The following is a 15863-nucleotide window of genomic DNA, read 5'->3' as shown; positions in this document are numbered from 1 at the left end:
CAGCCGGTGCCTGGGTAGGCGCGGCTGGGCGCGCAGGGGCCGGTGCGGGTGCAGCGGGTTTCGCGCCACCCGTGGTGCCAAAGCTGTCGAAATCACCCAACTTGGCCTTGGAGCGGATCACCGTGCGGCCTTCCTGGGCACCATCGTCCCAGGACATCACGGCCGAGCCGGCGCCGCCCGCCGCCGGCGGAGCGGAAGGTGCGGGCACCGCTGGTTCGGCCTTGGGCGCATTCACCTTCAGCGGAGGCTCCATGAAGGGCTGGTTCAGCGCCGACACGTTGTCAGGCGCCACCGTCGCCGATGCCACGCTCACCGTGTTCAGCGACTTCATCGGGTCGAGGTGGTTGGCCATGTTGGGCTGGGCCGAGGCCTGGGCCAGCACCGAGTTGGCCAGCGGATCACCACCGCCACCGCCGCCCAGGCCGAACATCGCGTCGATCGACGACGAGGTGTTGGCCTTGCCACCGCCCAGATCGCCCATGCCAGGGATCAAAGGCGCGTTGGCACCACCGCCCAGCTCCAGACCCAGGCTGTTGCCCTGACCCAGCGAACGGGCCAGGTCGTGCGGCTTGGGTGCCGACACGGGATCGGGTGCGAAAGGATCCCAGTCATCTGGGATGCCACCCGCTGCAGGGGCCGAGGAGGCCGGCGCCGGCGCGGCTGGCGCACCGAAGCCGCCGCCAAACCCGCCACCGCCAAAGCCCCCCGCCGCAGGCGCGGAAGAAGGCGCGTTGAAACCGAAGGGATCCCCCGCTGGCGCAGGGCTGCCGCCGCCGAAGCCAAAAGCCGCCATCGGGTCGGTGCTGGCACTGCCCGCGCCACCTGCCGGAGGCCGGCCCCCCCCCGCAGGAGCCCCGCCGAAACCGCCCGCCGCAGGCCTGGGCGCGCTCGGCGCCGGCGCAGCGAACGCCATCCCACCCAGATCACCGAAGGGATCGCCCGCGCCACCGCCCGCATGCGCCCCGGCCGAGGCACCGCCGGCCAGCACGTCCACACGGATGGCGTAACCGCCGATCTGCAACTGATCTCCAGCCGACAGCGGCGACTCCACGCCATTGCCCAGCGAACGGCCGTTGACCAGCACCGGGTTGCTGCCCCGGTCGACCAGCACATAGGCGCCATTGCGGAACACCACCTGGGCGTGCACGCGTGAGATCGAACGCTCAGGATCGGGCAACACCAACTGGTTGGTGTCGGCACGGCCGATGCTGCCGCCCAGCTCGTCGAACTGGGCCGACAGAGGCTGGGGCAGCGGCGTGCCGTTGTAGGTCTGGACAGTGAGCTTGATCACGATGGTTCCTGCGGGGATTCGGTTCTTGCGTTGCGGTGCGTTCGTTGCAGTGCGCGCTAGCGCAGTATGTAGAGCTTGCCTTCGACCTGGGCCAGGCGCAAGGGCCAGGCGGACCAGGCCTCGCCGGCCTCCTTGGGGCCGGGCGCAGTGCGCAGGGCCGGGCCGCCATCCTTGCCCAGGCACTCGACCAGGCGCCCACCCGCCACCGGGCGCAGCAACAGGCCATCGGGCTCGGGCGGCTGGACCGTCAGGGCCTGAGCCTCGAACAGCTGCTGCACATGGTCGCGGATCTCTTGCACCCAGGCATTGGGCGCCCGCTGGTAGGCCAGGGCCAGCTCTTCGGTGCGCAGGCGGGCTGCGGCCAGCAGGCTGTCGGGGTCACCGCGCTGCAGGTCCAGCGCCAGCCCCTGCAGCAGCTCCAGCACCTGACGCTGCAAGGCCGGGCCCTGGGTGATGACCGGTGCCTCCAGCCAGCGCCAGCGCGGGAAGTTCACGGGCAGCTCCACATCCTGGCCGAAGCTGAAGGGCCAGTCGTGGGTTTCGTTCTGGCCCGGTGTCCACGACAGTTGGGAGAGCACGCGGGCATTGGGATCCTGCGGCGCCTGGCCCTGGTGGCACAGCGCCAGCACCACACGCACGTTGACCGTGCCATCGCCCACCTTGGGCTGGGCCGGCGGGGCCTCGCCCACCAGGGGCTGGGGGCCGGCCGTGAAGCTCAGGCGGTTGCGGCCGGCCACAGCGTACTCGTGCACAGGCAGGGTCACGCTGCCGCCTTCGGCCCCCACGCGCGCCAAGGACAGACCGTTGAGCTGCACCTCAGCGGCGCAGCCCCGGGCCTGCAGGCGGATCATCATCAGGCGTTCCATCAGCCGGCGCTCCAATCCACCAGCGTGATCGCCGGCCACAAGGTGCGCTGGGCGGTCTGTTCCCCACGCACCGGGTCCCACACCTGGAGCGACAGGACACAGGGCTCCAGGGCCAGCTTGAAGAACCATTGCCAGCCTTGCCCATCAGGGCGTGGGCGAAGCCCAGCTTCCCCCACCAGCGCCCCCGGCTTGCTGCCCGGGGCCTCGCTCACGTTGGACAGGCCCGGATGGGCCAACGTCTCGATCGCCACCTCGAAGGGGTGCGACCACGTGACCTTGACGGCCATCAGGCGCTCGGCCAGGGCAGGCTCCGGCTGATCACGCAGCACATCGGCCTCCAACACAGCACGCCCGCGCGATTGCAGATGTACGCGGGCATGCGTGCCGGCATGGCGCAGCTCGCCCATCACCGTCAGCTCCGTCGCGCAGGCCACCAGGCGGGCGATCAGTTGCGCGCGCAGGAAGCCGCTGCTGCCCTGGGCCGTGATGGCCTCGCGTGCGCCCCATGTGAAGGCGGCCAGACCATGCATCAACTGGGGCACGGCCTCCAGCCTGGGCGCCAGCAGCACCTCGTCACGCGCCAGTTGCTGCCACCAGCCGTCCATGCCATGGACGAAGGCCTCGCCCAGACGGGCGAAGCCCTGCTGCCAGGCAGCCACAGTGGGCTCCAGTGCCTGCCCATCGCGCTCTGCCCGCACCCGTGGCGGCGGCGTGGTCTCGCGGGCCCCCTGATGGGGCCATTGCCAAGCAGGCTGAGGCAAAGCCCTGATTTCAGTGAACCACTGCTCGGCCGGCAAGATGCTCAGCACCACGTCGTGCTGCCCCAAAGGCGCGCCGGCGCGCCGCAGGCCACAGGTGCAGGCCGTGATCTGCATGTAGCGGGGTGGCCGCTCTCGACACAGGGCGCCGTCCGTCACCGGCGTGGCCACAGGGGCACCTGGCTTGCCAGGTGTTCCCGCAGCCACTGCCATGGCACCTGTCGCAGCCTTGGGTGGCGTGAACTCCTGTGCGCAGTGCAGCGGCGTCTTGATCAGACGGGCCGGCTGTCCTGCAAACACCTGTACGCCCGCATCGCTCTTGAGCTCGACACGCGGGTGCACCTGCTCGTCGCACACAGCATCGACGGCGCAACGCAGGTGCAGCCAGGCCTTGTGCCCCTGCGCGGCTGGGTAGGCCAGCACAGCGACCTGGCGTGGGGCCACTTCAACGCCAGGCACGGGCGGGGTATCGGTGCGATAGCGCTGCGGCTCGCCCACCACAGGCGCGCGGTTGACGAGCACGCCCCCCCCCGACAAGGCCAGGCGGTACTCCTGACGCCAGCCTTGGTCACCGAGGGCGATGTCGAACGCGGTCATGTCGCAAACCTGGCGAGGCTGGGCCAAACCTGGCAGCACCTCGATCCAGGGGGCCGCGCCCGGACCGACGGCCACCGACTCCAGCGCCGCATCAGCCTCGTCGAATTCCTCTGGCTTCACGCCCGTGGTCGAGCGCAGGCTCAGCTCATCACGGGACCGCAGCACCAGCTGCTGCACCTTCACGCCCGGTGGACGGTGCTCATCGCGCAGGATGTCGGTGGCCCACTCGAAGCCTGGCTTGTCATCGAATGCCGGCCCCCAGACACACCACAGATTGACATAGCGGGCGGCTTGCGCGGACTCTCCCAACCCACGGCGTGCCGCCTGCAGCAGGGCCGCATCGACAAAGGCGGTGACACGGTCGCCCAACTTGGCAGCCAGGGCTGGCCACCGCGCCTTCAGCACCCGCACCAGAGCCTGCGTCAGGTGATCGCGCTGCTGGGCTTGCAGCCAGTCGTGTTGTTCAGTGGACAGTCGGAGCATGGCGGGCCGTCCTTCAAGCCGCTGCAGCCGGCGTGCATTCACGCGGCGTCACAATCAGTTGGCCCGTGCTCAGCGTGAACCACTGCCACACCGAGGAGCGAACCACCACCCAATCGGTCAGCGGGCCATAGGCGGCGTCCAACTGGAGAGCATCAAGCCTAGGCAACAAGGAGGCCCACAGCACCGGATCGTACCAAGTCCAGCGGTGACGCTGGCCATCAGGTAACAGCACATCGAGCAGGCTGCGGCTATGGTCCCGCATCGCCATCAGACTGACCGGCCCCAGGCCGATCACGCCCCAATCGGGGTAGATCTGTCCGGCCTCCTGCAACAGCCAGTCGGTGAAACTGCCCTGCGGATCCAGTTCGATCAGGTAGGGCGCCCGGGCGGCCTTCTCCGGCGGCAGCGCCCCGCGCCACAGGCAATCCCAATCGCGCACGTCGGACTTGCCCAGCAGGTCACGAAGACCCGGGATCACACCGCCGCTGACGACCGCATATGCTTTCGTGGCCGGCGAAGCCCAGAGCATGGTTTTGAGATGACTGTACGGCTGCTGCATCTTGCTTTGCGCTTCTTTCAATCCTGGCCAGCCAGGAACCGCCTTGGACCGGCTTCAGCGCTCGAGGGCCTGTGCATGGGAGTCGGGAACGGGCTGGCCAGGCAGGCCTCACAGCGGTGTCTTGTGAAAGGCCACACTGAACAGACAGTCCGGCCGGCGCTCCTGGAAGGCAAAGCTCAGGTGCCCCCACGGCTTGGGAACGCCCCAGACGCGGGTCTCGTCCAGCGAGCGGCCACGGGGTGCCTGCACCAGGGTCAGGTCGCCGAAGCGCTCACGCACCTGCGACAGCGCGATACAGGTGCCTTCCAGTTCCAACGAGAGGCCACTGTTGTCCTCGAACTGCAGCGAAGGCCGCATCATCAGGCTGGAACGTGACACGGACACGCCATCAGCCAGAGGCCAGCCGTTGGCTTCAAGCACGACATAGGCCGGCATTTCCCTGCTGATCGAGAATTTGCCTCCGGTCACGGCCTCCACCTTGGAGATCGTCAGGGGCATCTGCTTCTCGAGGCCGGCAATCAGTTCCCACAACGTCATTGAATGCTCCTTCACGAGATTTGCTTGCTTGACTGGCTTCACGCCATGGACATCGGCGCAACCCAGCAGCGCCAGCATGATCGACCCCAGCAGGAAACGCCTGGCCTGATGCTTCATGGTGTCCATCACTTCTTGGGGGGGCTGGCCGCAGCACCGCCATTGGGCATCAGGGGATCCTTGTCTGGTTCAGGCTTGACGGCGTCTTCCGGGGCAGCCACCGCTGGCGGGCTGGCCGGGCTGGCCGAACCACCGCTGCCGCCGCAGTTGATGTTCACGATCGGCGCGTCGATGGCAATGGTCGCCGGGCCGATCACGATGCTGCCGGCGCCCGCCTTGAGCGTGAGCGTCATGCCCGCCTCGATGGTGACGTTCATGTCGCCCTTGAGGTGCACGTTCATCGCCGCGCCCTTCATGTCCTGCGTGGCCTTGATGTCGATGCCCTGCATGGCGTTGACGCCCACATTGGCCTTGGTGTCGACCACGAAGTCGCCGTCGGAGTGCAGGTTGATCACACCCTTGGTGGTCTGCAGCCAGTCGCCGCCCACCGAGTTGTGGTGGTCCGCCATGAAGGTGGTCGTGATCTTCTGGTAGATCACCTGCTCCACCGTCTTCTCGACCACCTCCTGGCGCTTGCCCTTCAAGGTGATGAACTGGTCGGCCTTGACGGTGTCGTAGTCGTTGTTCTCGACCTCGCGGTGGAAATCCTTCTGCGCCTGCAGCCAGATGTACTCGCTGCCGGATTTGTCCTCGAAGCGCAGCTCATTGGACTTGGCCTTGTCGGTCTCGGCCATCGAGCGGCTCAGGTAAGTGCTCACGCTGGCGTTGGCCGGCAGCTCGTGCGGCGGCATGTACTCGGCGTTGTAGACGCGGCCGGTGATCAGCGGCTGGTCGGGATCGCCTTCCAGGAAGCTCACGACCACCTCGTCGCCCACGCGCGGCAGGCTGATGTGGCCGAAGTTCTTGCCGGCCGAGGGATGCGACACGCGGATCCAGCACGAGCTCTTGTCGTCCTTCTTGCCCAGGCGGTCCCAGTGGAACTGCACCTTGACGCGGCCGTACTTGTCGGTGTGCACATCGTGCGGCTTGACAGCGGAGGGGCCGACGACCATGGCCGTCTGCGGGCCGTACACCATGGGCTTGGGCGTCAGGCGCGGCGCACGGTACTTGTCGGCCGTGGGCATGACCTGGAAGTCGCAGGAGTATTGCCCTTCGCTGCCTTCCTCGCCACCGATCTCCACACCTTCCTCGATGTAGATGTTGGTCGACAGCACCAGGTACTCGCCGTCCAGCGTCTTGTTGGGCAGGCCTTGGACCTTGAAGGTGGCGCCGCAGGTCAGGCCACGGGCATCGGACTGCCCGCTGGCCACCTGGTAGCCGGCCTGCTGCTCCTGCGCGCGCGCCTTGGCGTAGGCCACGCCATCGCCGTCCTTGGTGTACTCGCCTGGGTAGTCGAACACCTCGTAGGTGTTCAGGTCATGCTGGCGGGTGAGCGCGCTGTCCTTGCGCAACGCCACGGTGGGCCGCTCGAAATCGTAGTCGGCCAGCACCGCCTTGGTGGGCAGCACCTGCACGCCCACACTCCAGCTCTGGATGGTCTCGGCCTGGTCGCCATGGGCCTCCGACCAGTTGGCCTTGTAGGGCACCTTCTCGTACAGCGGCACCGACTGGTGCGCCGAGGCGCTGTCGCACAGCACAAGCTCATGGCCGCTGGCGGTGTGCTCGAAGTAATAGTAGATGCCCTCCTGCTCCAGCAGGCGGGTCACAAAGTTCATGTCGCTCTCGCGGTACTGCACGCAGTAATCCCAGGGCGTGTAGGTGCCCGTGAGCTTCTTGCTGACCTTGGCGATGCCGGAGTGGTCTGCGAACACCTCCTCGACGATCTGCACCACCGTCTTTTCCTGGAAGATCTTGCAGTCCTGCGTGCGCGACAGGAACCACAGCCAGGGGCGCAGCGTGGCCTGGTAGTGGAAGAACTGCTTGGTGCGCCGCCCGGAATGGGCAAAACGCGCCACCAGACCATTGAAATGCCGTTTGCCCTCGGGCAGTTCCAGCGCAATGGTCATGCTCTTGCCCAGGAACTTGGCCAGGTCCAGATCGGACTTGTCGCTCAAGATTTCGACCTGGTACTCGAATGGTCGCGACAGCCCCTCCGAGGCCGACAACGACATCAGTTGCATCTGGCCCTTGCCGGGCACATCGCAGATCAGTTCAGCAAGCAGTGCCATGATGATCCTTTCAATCCTGTCTTTGCCCGGCAATGCCCGGGCGTTTTTCTGGTGATGCGAGCGCGAATCGCCACATGGTCAGCGCCCCTTCAACAGGCCGGCCTGGATGACGCCTGTGTCCTGCAACTGCCCGACAAGGCTCTTGCCATAGATGGAGCGGTAGACGCCTTCGGCGGCCAGGGCGCCAACCAGGCCCGCCACCAGGCCCACGCCGATCACCACGGCGCCCGAGGCGCCCACGGCCACCAGGACAGCCGTGGCCAGGCCCGTGGCGAAGGCCCCCCCCTACGGTAGTGACCGCCTCGCGGCGAATGAACTCGGCCTTCTGGGAAGCAGGCGTGTTCTGATACTCGTGGTAAGTCCACCCCAGGCCGGCCACCATCAGGATGGCGCCTCCAGCCTTGAGATAACGGGCGTTGCGCAGAACGGCCGCATCCACCGCCGGGTTGGTTTTCTCGACATTGCGCAGGATCTGACGTAAATGGTCATCCCGCGCCCATGTCGCGCGGGCCGGGTTGGCCTGCGACCGCTTCATGAGGTTGTTGAAGTTGCGGCCACCCGCACCGTACTTTGCCCAGTCCCGCGCCTCGGCCGCCAGCATGGCATCCGGCCCTGAGGGCACACGCCACAGCCTCGCGGCGGCCGTGCGCTGTGCCGAGGCCTGACGCACCAGCACCTCGAGTTCGGCCGTTGCCGGGTTGGGCCCCAACCGGGATACGCGCATCTGGGCAGCCTCAACCAGCGCGCGGTCCACCGCCTGGTAGCGCCGCCTGATCGGATCCCAGGTTGCGCCAGCCAGGAACTGGCGCGCCCCTGCCCCTGCCACACCGTTGTCCAGGCTGCGCAAGAAGGCATAGCCCTCCTGCTCGGTGCTGCCAGGCACCGTCAGCACATAGCACTGGCGGGCGATCGGATCATCGATCACCACCGTCACGCTGCTCTGTCCAGTCAGTTGCTCCATGCCGCAGGCCTCACGCATCCTTCAAGACATCATCGAGGCCCAGAGGCCCCACCTCTCGAGCGCCCTGGCGCACCGCGTCCCAGACGGGCAGGCTGAATCGCCCGCCGCCTCGGCGCATGGCGCACCATGTCCAGCCCGCCGTTCGCCACAGCCAAGGCCAGCCCAGCCGCTGCAAACGGAAGAGCCCGCCGCGCGCCTGCGCCCAGGCGCTCAGCACGTCCACATGCGCCTGGGTGGGCAGGCTCAAACCAGCCGCCAGCCAGATGCCTGCCCCGGTCTGTACCACCCAGCGTTGCTCCACCTCATCGGGCAAGCCCGGAAACACCGCCACGACCGACCAAAGGCGCTCCAGCGAGTCCAAAGACAAGCTCTGGCCGGCGACGTTCACCACGCCGGCCTCGGGGTCCAGGTCAATCACGGCAGTGCTCATGGGGTACTCAGCCGAACTCGTAGGTGAAGTCGCCGTCGGCGGCTCCCAGCGTCACGCTGCCCAACGACTCGCCACGGCTGGTGCGGCCCAGGTACTCGATCGAGATCTTGGGCAACACCGTGTTGGTGAGGATGGCGTCGATGATGCGGCCGCCAGCCTCGGGGTTGTCGCAGCGCTTGACGATGAGCTTGACCGCGTCGTCCGAGTAGTTGAACGGGATGCGGTGGTTCTCTTCGACGCGGCGCTTGATGCGGTTGAGCTGCAGGCGCACGATCTTGCCCATCATCTCTTCCGACAGCGGGTAATACGGGATCGTGACGATGCGGCCCAGCAGCGCAGGCGGGAACACCTTCATCAGCGGCTCTTGCAGCGCGGTGGCCAGCGAATCCGGATCGGGCGACAGCTCCGGATCCTTGCACATGTTCATGATCAGCTCCGACCCCACGTTCGAAGTCAGCAGGATGATCGTGTTCTTGAAGTCGATGAAGCGGCCTTCGCCGTCTTCCATCGAGCCCTTATCGAACACCTGGAAGAACATCTCGTGCACGTCGGAGTGGGCCTTTTCGACCTCATCGAGCAGCACGATGCTGTAGGGGCGGCGGCGCACGGCTTCGGTCAGGATGCCGCCTTCGCCGTAGCCCACGTAGCCCGGAGGCGCGCCCTTGAGCGTCGACACCGTGTGAGCTTCCTGGAACTCGCTCATGTTGATGGTGATGACGTTCTGCTCGCCGCCGTACAGGGCCTCGGCCAGCGCCAGCGCGGTCTCGGTCTTGCCGACGCCGGAGGTGCCACACAGCATGAACACGCCGATGGGCTTGTTGGGGTTGTCCAGGCGGGCGCGCGAGGTCTGGATGCGCTTGGCGATCATGTCCAGGCCGTGCTGCTGACCGATCACGCGCTTGCCCAGGGCCTCGCCCAGCTTGAGCACGGTCTCCAGCTCGTTCTTGACCATGCGGCCCACGGGGATGCCGGTCCAGTCGGCCACCACGGCGCCGACAGCGTGCGCGTCCACCGACGGCATGATCAGCGGCGTGTCGCCTTGCAGCGTGGTCAGCTTCTCCTGCTCGGCCTTCAGTTCGGCCAGCAGGGTGGCGCGCTGGGCGTCGTCCAGCGTGGCGGCCTCGGCGGCCTGGCCATCCACGGGCTTGTCACCACCGCGCAGTTGCGCGCGCAGGGCCAGGATCTTGTCGACCAGGGCTTTTTCTTCCTTCCAGCGAGCGTCCAGGCCGGCCAGTCGGGTTTTCTCGGCGTCCAGCGCGGTGGATGCATCCGTGCGGCGGCTGCCCACGTCCACGCCCACGGCGGCTTCACGGTCGATGATGCCGATCTCGATCTCCAGGGCCTCGATGCGGCGGGTGGCGTCTTCCACCTCGGCCGGCGTGGCGTGCTGGCTCACGGCCACACGGGCGCAGGCGGTGTCCAGCAAGCTCACAGCCTTGTCGGGCAACTGGCGCGCGGGGATGTAGCGGTGCGACAGCTTGACGGCGGCTTCGATCGCTTCATCGAGCAGTTGCACACGGTGGTGCTTCTCGAGCACGGTGGCCACGCCACGCAGCATCAGGATGGCCTTGGCCTCGTCGGGCTCGGGCACCTGCACGACCTGGAAGCGGCGGGTCAGGGCCGGGTCCTTTTCGATGTACTTCTTGTACTCGGCCCAGGTGGTGGCACCTACCGTGCGCAGGTTGCCACGCGCCAAGGCAGGCTTGAGCAGGTTGGCCGCGTCGCCGGTGCCGGCCGCGCCACCCGCGCCCACCAAGGTATGCACTTCGTCGATGAACAGGATGATGGGCTTGGGCGAGGCCTGCACCTCATCGATCACTTGGCGCAAGCGCTGCTCAAACTCGCCCTTCATGCTGGCGCCGGCCTGCAGCAGGCCGATGTCCAGGCTCAGCAGGGAGACTTCCTTCAGCTGGGGCGGCACGTCGCCGCGGGCCAGGCGCTGAGCGAAGCCCTCGACCACGGCCGTCTTGCCCACGCCGGCCTCGCCGGTCAGGATGGGGTTGTTCTGGCGGCGGCGCATCAGGATGTCGACGATCTGGCGGATCTCGTCATCGCGGCCGGTCACCGGGTCCATCTCGCCCTTGCGGGCCTTCTCGGTCAGGTCGACCGTGAACTTCTTCAGGGCCTCTTGCTTGCCCATGGCGGCCGGGGCGATGGCGCCCTGGTCCGAGCCGGGCTGAGCGCTGCTCAGGCCGCTGCCGTCTTGCGCGCCCATGCGGCTTTCAGCCGTGCCGCCGCAGACCTTGTCGAAGTTCTCGGCCAGGTCATCGACCTTGACCTTCTCGAACTGGCGCGAGATGGCCAGCAGCGCGTTGCGCAGCGTGTTGGTGCGCAGGATGCCCAGCAGCAGGTAGCCGGTGCGCACCTGGCTGTCGCCGTACTTCAGCGTGCCATAGACCCAGCCGCGCTCGATGGCGGCCTCGATCTGCTCGGAGAAATCCGAGATGGCGGTCGAGCCGCGCGGCAGGCGATCGAGCGCCGTGGTCACGTCCTTGGCCAGCACGGCCGAGTCAAGCGCGTAGTGGCGCACGATGGCGTCCACATCGGACTCGTTGTTCTGCAGCAGCTGCGTGATCCAGTGGATCAATTCCACGTATGGATTGCCGCGCAGTTTGCAAAAGACAGTCGCCCCCTCGATGGCCTTGTAGCCCAGGGGATTGAGCTTTCCAAACAGGGCCACCCGGCTGATTTCACTCATGGCTTGCTCCTAGAAGATTTACGCAAGAGAAAGATGTTCTACGTTCATGATCAGATCGGCCGCATCACGCCGGCGCTGCTTCTGGTTCATCCAGCTGCTGCGGCCCAGCGCGCCGGCCACGGGCGATTTGCCCAGGGACCATGCCGGCACATCATCGCGGTGCAGGATCAGCTGCACGTCCCACTCGAACTCGAAGCCTACGTACTGACGCACCAGCGATTTCAGCGATGCCAGGCCCTTCGCGCCCGGCAGGAACTCGCGGTATTGCGCCAGGCGCAAGGGCCCGATGACGACGCGGAACTTGTGCTGCACGTCCCACACCTGGCGGCCCAGCACGGCGCCGCGCCCCAGGCCCTGCTGGCCGTGGCGCGTCAGGCGCGAGCGCTCCTCATCGGCCAGTGGCATCCAGTGACCGGCGAACTGATCCACCCGCACCGGCACGTCGTACTGCACCTGGATCCAGGCGCGCAGGCCGTCGGCATCGCGCACCCCGCGAGACAGACGGCCGGCATAGAACAGCTTGGCGTGGTCAGGCAGGTCATCACGGCCACGGAAGGCCGCACCGCCGAATCCGAACAAGGCGCCCAGCCAGCGCTCGACACTGGCGTCGTCGGCACGGTCCAGCAGCACGGCGGGCTGCGTGCGTGTCCAGGCCCGGTAGAACAGCAGGCCGAAACGGTGCAGCAGCATGTCCAGGAAACGCTGCAGGGTGATGTCCCCGTGGTGCATGGCGCGTTCGCGCGCGTACTCGGTCAGGTGGATGGGCAATGCGCCATTGGGCCCCAGGAAGCCGAACACGCGCTGCACCAGCCGCATGGTGCCAGCCGGGCCGGCCTGGGTCGTGGTGATGGGCGCAGGTGCAAAGTTGAGCGCAGCCTCCTGGGCGAAGCGCACGGGCTCGTCCTGCGGGCGCGAGGCCGTGCCCAGACGTGGCAGGTGCGGGTAGGCCCCTTCGATGCGGCGCATCGCCTGGAACAGGTCGAAATCATAGGGGCGCTCCTGCAGGCGCGCCCACAGGGCCTGGGCCAACGCCTGGCTGGCGGCGCGCAGGCCCGCCTCGCTGAGGGTGTCGTGGGACACGCTCACAGCACGGGCCTCGCACCCAGGCCGGGCTGCCAACGCATCAGCTCACCACGCGCCAGCGACTGCAGCGAGGTCTGCACAAAGCTGTTCATCGACACATGCCGCGCCAGGTACTGGTGCAGCACCGAGCCGAACAGGAAGGCGCTGCCCCCCTCGAAGGACAGTTCATCGACCGTCAGCTGCACCTCCACCCCACGCCCGAAAGCGATCGGGCCAGCCACCGGGTGGCGGCGCACCACGGGCTTGGTGCGGACCTGGCGCAAGCCCTCGATCTGACGGCGGGTGGCCGGATCGCAGGCCATGGTGAACAGCTGCAGCAGCTCCCGCAAGGCCTGGGCGCCCTGCTCGGCATCCGTGTCGATCAGCGAGAGGTGGTTCACGGACAGCAGGTTCAGCAGTTGCCAGGCGGCGGCGTTCTCGCGCAACGAACTCAGCGGACGCGACGGCCCGGCCAGCACCTGGATGCCCTGCAAGGGCGCGGCGGTCTCGAGCGTCATGCCCGCACCACCGCCCACCGGCATGAACACAGGCAGGTCGCGGTTGGTACACAGCGCCTGCAGCGACAGCTGGCGCAAGGTCTGCGGGAAGGGCGACTCCCGGGCATCGACCAGGGAGATGAAGACCTCGGAGCCGATATAGCCTGAACGAGCGCCTTCACGGCGCACCTTGTCCGATGGCAGGCGCGGCTCACGCACCGTGCTCCAGTAGGCCTGGTGCCCGGACGGGGCACTGTGCGGAGTGGCGAACAAGGGGTAGAAGGCCACCTGCTCATTGGTCTGGGTCACCCCCTCGACCGTTTGCAGCGAATACACCTCGTAGTCGGTCGGGGCCGAGCGCTCAGGCACCACGTGGAACTCGAAGCTGCTGTCGTTGACCTGCACGCGGTCGGCCCGGTGTGGGAACAGGTTGATGGCCGGGGCACAGTGCAGCGCGAAATTGCCGGCATCGACCACGCCCTCCAGCCCCTCGCCCTGGCGCGAGAACAGCAGCACCAGCTCGCACTCGTTGCCCGGGCAGGCCGCGAAACCCGCCGCCAGCTTGCGCACGTCGAAGAACATGAAGCGCTGGGGAAAGGCAAAGTACTCCTGCATCAGCCGCGTGCCCGACAGGCCGCGCTGCGTGACGGGCAACAGCGCCTCGTCATCCCCGAAGCCCACGGGCTGCACCGCCTCACGATCCAGCCACACGCGCGTGCCCTCGCCGGCTCGCCCTGGCAGGCCCAGCATGGCGCCTGTGCAAGCCCCCAGCACCAGCTCCTGCAGTCGGAAGGCCACATCCTGCAAGCCCCCCAGGTAGAAGCGCAGCTGGTCCAGCGTCAACTGGGTGAACTGCAGCCCATCGGGCAGCCCCAGACGGATGCGCACACCACTGCGGGGACGGTCCTTGAGCGGCAGACTGGACAGGGACAGGTCCGCCGCGTTGATGAAGTATTCGGCCGAACGCACCGTGATCGGTGTGAGCGTGACGTCGTGCCCCGTACGGAACTCGCAACGCGTGGCGCTCACCGAGGTGCTTGGCCCCATGAGGGCAGAGCCTCGCGGCAAGCCATAACCGCCCAGCAGACCCGGATCCGGCTTGGGCTGGAACTCCACCACCATCATCGAGGGGATCGGGGCCGACAGGTTCGGGCAGACCATGTCCAGCAGGCGCTGGGACAGTTGCGGAAACTCGGCATCGAGCTTCAGGTGCACGCGCGCGGCCAGGAAGGCCGAACCTTCCAACAGCCGCTCGACATAGGGATCGGCCACCTCCAGGCCCTCGATGCCCAGGCGCGAGGCGATCTTGGGGAACTCGCGCGCGAACTCGGCGCCCATCTCACGGAGATAGCGCAGTTCCTGGTTGTAGTAGCGAAGGAGTCGGGGATCCATGGTCGGGCGGTGTGGCTGGTGTTGGCGTGATCTCAGGTCTTCAGAGCATCGATGACACGCATCACCTCATATCACGAACACTGGCCTGCCCGGTCTCCACATCCATCGACGCGCTGAGCAACAGCTCCAGGGGCACAGGCTGGTTCCACATGTGTCCGCGGATCACCAGCTTGAGCTGGTTGTGATGGCTGTAGAGCGTACCGTCGATCTGAGCCTCCACCTCCAGGGTGTCCGGATCGATGCGGGGTTCGAAATCCAGGATGGCCTGCTTCACGTCATTGCCGATGGCACGCAGGTCCATCCGGCCCACCGCCTCGCCAGAGAAGGAGGGCACGCCGTAGTTCAGCACCGAATGCTGCGCAAACGGCGCCTGCTTCCAGCGCGCGACCTCTTCGTCGATGTAGGCTGGCCGGTGCTGCTTGGCGTTGGTGCGCCGCGAGGGCTCGGCCCGGTTGGCATTGAACAGCCACGACAGATCCCGCAGAACGGCCGCACGCAATTGCTGGCGCGACAGGACGCGGGCATCAAGCGATTCGCTCTTGTTGCCCGGGTCCGCATCGGTGAGCCGGTCCAGCAAGGAGGGCTGGAGCCGTTCCTGCGAGGTCAGCTCAGCCATGGCCGCCCTCGTTGGCGTCACCGCCATCGCCACCCTCGTCGCCTTCGTCAGGCGGCGGCTGCAGCTCGATCAGGTGCACAGCCAGCAGGTCGTGATCACCCAGGTTGGAACTGAACACGCGTTGGCCCAGGCCTGCCCAGCGGTCGGTGCCGATCTCGCGCCATTCGGTCTTGCGCGACAGCAGCAGCTGCGCATCACCGCTGTCGTGCGTGGCGGGATAGCGCGAGGGGATCACCGCCACCACCTCACCGCCATTGGCAAAGGTGAGGTAGGCCGGGGTCCAGACCATGTCGCGCAGATCCTGCGGCTGCTCGAAAGAGATGCGGCTCAGACGCGAAAACGGAATCCAGTAGTACTTGCCGTTGACGAAGGCCTCGAGCACCGGGCCCAGGCGCGAATCGGCATCGGCGATCCATTCGAAGGCCTCGCCGTCAATGGCTCCGGGCACGGCCGGGGCTTCATCGAAAGCCTTGGCGGCCAGCTCGTCGGCCAGCGCGGCATTGCCCTGCCCCGCTTGCAGCAGGGATTCGATCAGCTTGGCCAGCCAGGGATCCGGATGGCCGAAGACCATGGGCGCGCGCTTGCCGGCGAACACCTCGGCACGCAGCAGCTCGCAGCGCAGGGCATGGCCGACCATCTCCCGCATCGGGCCGGCCGAAGGCAGGAGATCGGCCACCACATTGAGCTGGGTATGCGCGCGTGACCACTGCCCCAGCACGCACAGCAGCTGGGCCATGAAGATGCGCAGGCGTGCATCGGCCGGTTTGGCCTTGACCGCCGCGGTCAGGTGCTGCAGGGCGCCTTGAGGATCGCCAGCGCGCAGGGTGGCTTCGGCTTGGGCCAGGGGTTCGGACATCGGTCAGCTCTCTGGTTGATCGGGTGTAGGGGAAG

Annotated in this window: 13 protein-coding genes; all 13 read right to left on the bottom strand. The window is 67.2% G+C overall.

Annotation, left to right across the window (positions count from 1 at the left end; all coding sequences use genetic code 11):
- Positions 1–1291: FHA domain-containing protein (locus tag WAQ08_RS01775; RefSeq protein ID WP_422188919.1), on the bottom strand; the 1291-nt coding region annotated here is incomplete at its 3' end.
- A gap of 56 nt (positions 1292–1347) precedes the next feature.
- Positions 1348–2157: a hypothetical protein gene (locus WAQ08_RS01770; protein ID WP_422188918.1), complete on the bottom strand. Its 810-nt coding sequence runs from the start codon at positions 2155–2157 to the stop codon at positions 1348–1350.
- Positions 2157–3995 carry a hypothetical protein gene (locus WAQ08_RS01765; protein ID WP_422188917.1) on the bottom strand — a complete coding sequence of 613 codons (1839 nt, stop codon included), beginning with the start codon at positions 3993–3995 and terminating at the stop codon, positions 2157–2159. The genes WAQ08_RS01770 and WAQ08_RS01765 overlap by 1 nt, the downstream gene beginning before the upstream one ends.
- Positions 3996–4008: 13 nt before the next feature.
- Positions 4009–4554 (bottom strand): DUF4123 domain-containing protein, encoded by a 546-nt coding sequence (locus WAQ08_RS01760; RefSeq protein ID WP_422188916.1) that lies wholly within the window; start codon positions 4552–4554, stop codon positions 4009–4011.
- Between the two features lie 108 nt (positions 4555–4662).
- On the bottom strand, positions 4663–5169 hold the full coding sequence (locus tag WAQ08_RS01755; RefSeq protein ID WP_422188915.1) for a hypothetical protein: 507 nt from the start codon (positions 5167–5169) through the stop codon (positions 4663–4665).
- 47 nt (positions 5170–5216) lie between these two features.
- Positions 5217–7316, bottom strand: a complete 2100-nt coding sequence (locus tag WAQ08_RS01750; protein ID WP_422188914.1) for a type VI secretion system Vgr family protein — start codon at positions 7314–7316, stop codon at positions 5217–5219.
- 78 nt (positions 7317–7394) lie between these two features.
- Positions 7395–7562 (bottom strand): hypothetical protein, encoded by a 168-nt coding sequence (locus WAQ08_RS01745; protein ID WP_422188913.1) that lies wholly within the window; start codon positions 7560–7562, stop codon positions 7395–7397.
- Positions 7563–8287: 725 nt separating this feature from the next.
- Positions 8288–8707 (bottom strand): hypothetical protein, encoded by a 420-nt coding sequence (locus WAQ08_RS01740; RefSeq protein WP_422188912.1) that lies wholly within the window; start codon positions 8705–8707, stop codon positions 8288–8290.
- A gap of 7 nt (positions 8708–8714) precedes the next feature.
- Complete coding sequence (gene tssH, locus WAQ08_RS01735; RefSeq protein WP_422188911.1) at positions 8715–11405, bottom strand: type VI secretion system ATPase TssH; 2691 nt, start codon at positions 11403–11405, stop codon at positions 8715–8717.
- 18 nt (positions 11406–11423) lie between these two features.
- A complete protein-coding gene (tssG, locus tag WAQ08_RS01730; protein ID WP_422188910.1) occupies positions 11424–12485 on the bottom strand; it encodes a type VI secretion system baseplate subunit TssG in 1062 nt (353 codons plus the stop codon).
- A gap of 2 nt (positions 12486–12487) precedes the next feature.
- Entirely contained in the window at positions 12488–14356 is a 1869-nt protein-coding gene (gene tssF / locus WAQ08_RS01725) for a type VI secretion system baseplate subunit TssF (protein ID WP_422188909.1), read from the bottom strand.
- Positions 14357–14417: 61 nt separating this feature from the next.
- A complete protein-coding gene (gene tssE, locus WAQ08_RS01720; protein WP_422188908.1) occupies positions 14418–14972 on the bottom strand; it encodes a type VI secretion system baseplate subunit TssE in 555 nt (184 codons plus the stop codon).
- Positions 14965–15828 carry a type VI secretion system accessory protein TagJ gene (locus WAQ08_RS01715; protein WP_422188907.1) on the bottom strand — a complete coding sequence of 288 codons (864 nt, stop codon included), beginning with the start codon at positions 15826–15828 and terminating at the stop codon, positions 14965–14967. Before WAQ08_RS01715 ends, tssE begins: the two co-directional genes overlap by 8 nt.
- Positions 15829–15863: the final 35 nt, after the last annotated feature.

The organism is Aquabacterium sp., assembly GCF_049274795.1.
Lineage (GTDB): Bacteria > Pseudomonadota > Gammaproteobacteria > Burkholderiales > Burkholderiaceae_C > Aquabacterium.
This window is presented reverse-complemented; position numbering and strand designations above follow the sequence as displayed.

Bases quoted from the DNA above. Each gene is read 5' to 3' on its own strand.
- tssE (WP_422188908.1), bottom strand. From the start codon at position 14,972: ATGGCTGAGCTGACCTCGCAGGAACGGCTCCAGCCCTCCTTGCTGGAC.
- WAQ08_RS01760 (WP_422188916.1), bottom strand. From the start codon at position 4,554: ATGCAGCAGCCGTACAGTCATCTCAAAACCATGCTCTGGGCTTCGCCG.
- WAQ08_RS01715 (WP_422188907.1), bottom strand. From the start codon at position 15,828: ATGTCCGAACCCCTGGCCCAAGCCGAAGCCACCCTGCGCGCTGGCGAT.
- WAQ08_RS01740 (WP_422188912.1), bottom strand. From the start codon at position 8,707: ATGAGCACTGCCGTGATTGACCTGGACCCCGAGGCCGGCGTGGTGAAC.
- WAQ08_RS01750 (WP_422188914.1), bottom strand. From the start codon at position 7,316: ATGGCACTGCTTGCTGAACTGATCTGCGATGTGCCCGGCAAGGGCCAG.
- WAQ08_RS01765 (WP_422188917.1), bottom strand. From the start codon at position 3,995: ATGCTCCGACTGTCCACTGAACAACACGACTGGCTGCAAGCCCAGCAG.
- WAQ08_RS01770 (WP_422188918.1), bottom strand. From the start codon at position 2,157: ATGGAACGCCTGATGATGATCCGCCTGCAGGCCCGGGGCTGCGCCGCT.
- tssH (WP_422188911.1), bottom strand. From the start codon at position 11,405: ATGAGTGAAATCAGCCGGGTGGCCCTGTTTGGAAAGCTCAATCCCCTG.
- WAQ08_RS01755 (WP_422188915.1), bottom strand. From the start codon at position 5,169: ATGCTGGCGCTGCTGGGTTGCGCCGATGTCCATGGCGTGAAGCCAGTC.
- tssF (WP_422188909.1), bottom strand. From the start codon at position 14,356: ATGGATCCCCGACTCCTTCGCTACTACAACCAGGAACTGCGCTATCTC.